Origin of the sequence: Aeromonas sp. HMWF015, from assembly GCF_963878965.1 — a bacterium.
GTDB classification, from domain to species: domain Bacteria; phylum Pseudomonadota; class Gammaproteobacteria; order Enterobacterales; family Aeromonadaceae; genus Aeromonas; species Aeromonas veronii.
The window spans coordinates 26,064-30,196 of record NZ_CAWNZT010000177.1; the positions used below are offsets into that span (position 1 = coordinate 26,064).

At 58.1% G+C, this 4,133-nt stretch carries 5 protein-coding genes; 2 read left to right on the forward strand and 3 right to left on the reverse strand.

Annotation, left to right across the window (positions count from 1 at the left end):
* On the forward strand, positions 1-235 hold a 235-nt coding region (locus AACS18_RS23285), incomplete at its 5' end, for a substrate-binding domain-containing protein (protein ID WP_258228901.1).
* Between the two features lie 51 nt (positions 236-286).
* Here the strand turns inward: AACS18_RS23285 and emrD are convergent.
* The 3 genes from emrD to AACS18_RS09270 all read right to left on the reverse strand — a co-directional run bounded on the left by emrD (position 287) and on the right by AACS18_RS09270 (position 3,031).
* The gene (emrD, locus tag AACS18_RS09260) at positions 287-1,483 is read right to left on the reverse strand and encodes a multidrug efflux MFS transporter EmrD (RefSeq protein ID WP_005333920.1); all 1,197 of its coding nucleotides are present in this window, start codon (positions 1,481-1,483) and stop codon (positions 287-289) included.
* A gap of 262 nt (positions 1,484-1,745) precedes the next feature.
* Positions 1,746-2,408, reverse strand: a complete 663-nt coding sequence (locus AACS18_RS09265) for a glutathione S-transferase family protein (protein WP_043819510.1) — start codon at positions 2,406-2,408, stop codon at positions 1,746-1,748.
* Between the two features lie 167 nt (positions 2,409-2,575).
* Positions 2,576-3,031, reverse strand: a complete 456-nt coding sequence (locus tag AACS18_RS09270) for a hypothetical protein (RefSeq protein ID WP_064342011.1) — start codon at positions 3,029-3,031, stop codon at positions 2,576-2,578.
* Positions 3,032-3,230: 199 nt separating this feature from the next.
* On the opposite strand from AACS18_RS09270, the gene suhB reads away from it, so the two are divergent.
* Positions 3,231-4,034, forward strand: a complete 804-nt coding sequence (gene suhB, locus AACS18_RS09275; protein ID WP_162519690.1) for an inositol-1-monophosphatase — start codon at positions 3,231-3,233, stop codon at positions 4,032-4,034.
* Positions 4,035-4,133: the final 99 nt, after the last annotated feature.

The following is a 4,133-nucleotide window of genomic DNA, read 5'->3' on the forward strand; positions in this document are numbered from 1 at the left end:
CGACTCGCTGTTCCATCTGGTCAGCGCCGTACGCCACCGGCTGGGCTGGGCCATCGTCAGCGCCGGCCTCGCCTGCTCTGCCAGCAAACTCTCGGATCTCGTTTGCCTGCCACTCGCTCCGCTGGAGAATATCGGCCATACCGCCTTTCTGACCCGCCAGCAGAGCATCACTCCCGCCATGCGCGCCTTTCTTGAACTGGTGGCAGAAGATGCCCCCACCAACAAGCAGCCATAACGACAAAGCCCGCCAAAATGGCGGGCTTTGTTTTGCAACTGGCAAGCAAATTTAGATGGCCATCTGCTCGTGAGGCGAGCCGTGGTGGCGCAGCCAGACAAAACTCAGCGCCACGATCAGCACCATCAGGGTCATGATGGCCCCCAGCGTCACCTGCCCGGTCATCGGGAAACCGGCCGCCAGCAGGGTCACCACACCGGCCCCCAGATTCTGCATCCCGCCGAGAATGGCACCCGCGGTGCCGGCCTGACCCGGGAAGGGCTCGATGGCACAGGAAGTGGCGGTCGGGTAGAGAATGCCGCTACCGATGAAGTAGACGGCCGCTCCACCAACCAGCGAGGCGGCACTCACCACCCCGAACAGCCCCGGTACCAGAATGATGAGGGAGCCGAGCGCCAGAAAGGCGATGCCAAGCCGCATCAGTTTGCCCTGAGTCAAACGGAAGCTCAGCTTGGCAGAGAGCCAGGCCCCGAACAGATAGCCGGGCAGCGGCAGCACGAACAGCACGCTCACGGTACGGGCGCTCAGTTTCAGCACATCGCCGAGCAGCACACCGGCTGCTGCCTCGAATACCGCCAATCCGGCAAAGGTCGCCATCAGGCAGAGCAGGTTGCCCTGAAACTTGGGGTTGCCCAGTACATGGCGATAGGCAGCACCGACGCGCAGCGGCTGACGGGCAGCAGCAGGCAGCGTCTCACCAAACCAGGCCATGATCGCCAGGGTTGCTACAGCACCAAAACCGAACAGGAACCAGTAACCGGCACGCCAGTTGAACAGCTCGGTCAGCCAGCCGCCCAGCACCGGTGCCAGCAGCGGGGAGAAGATCACCCCCATGCTGACCAGACTGTTGGCGCGGTTGAGCTCGGCACCGTTGTAGCGATCGCGCATCACGGTACGGCTCATGGCGCCACCGGCACCGGTACCCAATCCTTGAATAAAGCTGCCCACCAGCAAGGCGGCAAAATGGGGGATGACCTGAATGATCAGGGTGCCCACCAGAAACACCATCATGCCGACGATCAGCACCGGACGACGACCGATGCGATCCGACAGCGGCCCGTAGACAAACTGGGAGAGGCCATAGGGGATCAGGTAGCAGGCCATCACCGCCTGCAGCTGGCCCGAGGCCACATTGAAGTCCCCCGCCATCATGGGAATGGAGGGAACATAAAGGGTCTGGGTCATCTGGCCCACAGCGACCATCAGAATGGTCAATAAAAACAACGGATAAAAACTGTGCCGATCCATATCAGTCCCAAAGAATCGAAAAAATGCTGCCGCCCCTCTGGCACAAAATGGCCCAGAGGAATCTGATCACAGAGGCTGTGATGCAATCAAAAACAGTGTTGGAAACAGTAGGCGGGGAGCCCGCCAAGCCACCGCACAGGACGCTTGGTGGTATGGGGGCATCATAGTGATTCAGCTCACAAAAAACGAACGAATCTTTATAATCGGCTTGCCTTAGTTTTTCTAATATTACGGGGCTTTACGCCCCGTCTGCGGTTCAAAATCAACGTGTTACCATCTGCTGCGCCTGCTTGATCAGCTCATCCGGCTGCTCCTTGCGCGGCGGTATGGTGATCCCCTTCTGGCAGGCAGGCTTCTCGGCCATCCGATCCATCCAGGCTTGCAGATGGGGTAACCCCTCGATGGAGATGCCGCTCCAGTCATAAATTCGCACCCAGGGCCAGGTAGCAATATCGGCGATGCTGTACTCGTCCGCCAGATATTCGTGATGAGCCAGATGGCTGTCGAGCACCTCGAACAGGCGACGCCCCTCCTTCTGATAGCGTTCGATGGCGGCGGGGATCTTCTCGGGGAAGTAGCGATAGAAGACATTGGCCTGCCCCATCATGGGCCCTACCCCACCCATCTGGAACATCAGCCACTGAATGGCCTGAGAGCGGCGTTTGGGATCCGCCGGCAACAATTTGCCCGTTTTCTCCGCCAGATAGATGAGGATGGCGCCCGACTCGAACACGGCGAAATCGTCGTTATCCCGATCGACGATAGCCGGAATGCGGCCGTTGGGGTTGATGGCGAGAAACTCGGGCTTCTTCTGATCCAGTGCCGACAAATCGAGAGGAATGACCCGATAGGGCAATCCCAGCTCTTCCAGTGCAATGGCCACCTTGAAGCCATTGGGTGTTGCGGCGGTATAAAAGTCGATCATCCTTCACTCCTTGTTGGTCATAGCCAGATTGCACGGTTGGAACAGGGTGCAACACCATAGCCGCCTCATCTGCAACAAGTGACCGGCTCCAGACCATTAAAAAGCGGCGCACCGTAGGCCAAACAAGGCCACGGTGCGCCGCTGGTGCGCTCTGGCAATGGTAGATATTAGTTGATCATGGCGACCGGCTTGCGCTGGCGCAGCATGATCAGGCGGGAAAGCAGCGGGAAGTAGGACTCCAGCTTGCGCAACAGCACCCGGCTGCAGGCAGGCTCGGCCAGCTCCGACTCATCCAGCACGATGCCGTTTGAGACAAAATAGAAACGGGGGTCACGCACATCCGGCCCGCAGACCGTCAGCTCCTTGTCCCCCTTGCGGATCAGCAGCGGCAAGACCGGCAAACCGATCGTCTCATCCTCTCCCCGAGCAAATCCGGCATCCTGCCAGGGCGCATCGCCGTCGATCAGCAGGATCGCCGCCTCCGTCTTGGCCGGTTGCCACTGGGCCAGGGGGGTCACGGTGATGTGGGCAAAGTGATCACCATACTCGGGTGATGACCGCAAGATGGCCAACAATCCCTCGCTGGCCGCTGACACGTTCTGACTCACTAATGACAAATTCATGGTTCACATCCCTATGCTCATGACAGCCTGTATCCGGCTGCTGGGATAAGACTAGCGCAGATCTGGTCTATATTGGAGCCGTCAAATCTGGCAGTGGTAATCAATTGGTCGTAGGGGGATAACAGTTGCCATCGCACAAAATACTGGTATCATACCGCGTCCTTTTATCCCCCGTTCTTTAACATCCAGTGGTGAACCTATGCATCCGATGCTGAATATCGCCGTGCGCGCTGCGCGCAACGCCGGTCAAGTTGTAGTAAAAGCCTTCTCCCAGCCCGAGAACATTGAGGCTATCCAAAAAGGCAGCAATGACTTCGTGACCAACGTTGACCGTGAAGCCGAAGCGGCCATCATTCACACCATCAAAAAATCTTACCCGGAGCACAGCATTGTTGCTGAAGAGTCTGGTGAGATTGCCGGTACCAATCCGGACTACCAATGGATCATTGACCCACTGGATGGCACGACCAACCTTGTCAAAGGCATTCCGCACTTTGCCGTTTCCATCGCCCTGCGCGTGAAAGGCAAAACCGAACAAGCCGTTGTTTACGATCCCATCCGTGACGAACTGTTTACTGCTACCCGTGGTAGCGGTGCCCAGCTGAACGGCTACCGTATTCGTGTCGGCAAGGCCAAAGAGCTGGCTGGCACCGTGCTGGCGACCGGCTTCCCGTTCAAACAGAAGCATCACATCGAGTCCTACCTGAAGATGTTCCAGAGCATGTTCATCGAATGTGCCGACATCCGTCGCTCCGGCTCTGCCGCACTGGATCTGGCCTATGTGGCTGCCGGTCGCGTAGACGGTTTCTGGGAAATCGGCCTGAAACCCTGGGACACAGCTGCAGGTGAACTGCTGGCCAAAGAAGCTGGCGCCATCGTCACCGACTTCGTAGGTGGTCACAACTACGAAAACTCCGGCAACATCGTGGTTGCCAACCCGCGCGTCCTGAAAGAGATGCTGGGCAAGATCCGTGAAGAACTGCCGGAGTCCCTGGCGAAATAAGCCAGCCTTCGAGCAGACAGATAAAAAAACCGGCGCAAGCCGGTTTTTTTATTGCTGCGATATACCCTGTCAGGGCATTCCAACCAACTGCTTATGCTC

Excerpts from the sequence above, each read along its gene's own strand:
- AACS18_RS09270 (WP_064342011.1), bottom strand. The coding sequence starts at position 3,031 with ATGAATTTGTCATTAGTGAGTCAGAACGTGTCAGCGGCCAGCGAGGGA.
- suhB (WP_162519690.1), top strand. The coding sequence starts at position 3,231 with ATGCATCCGATGCTGAATATCGCCGTGCGCGCTGCGCGCAACGCCGGT.
- AACS18_RS09265 (WP_043819510.1), bottom strand. The coding sequence starts at position 2,408 with ATGATCGACTTTTATACCGCCGCAACACCCAATGGCTTCAAGGTGGCC.
- emrD (WP_005333920.1), bottom strand. The coding sequence starts at position 1,483 with ATGGATCGGCACAGTTTTTATCCGTTGTTTTTATTGACCATTCTGATG.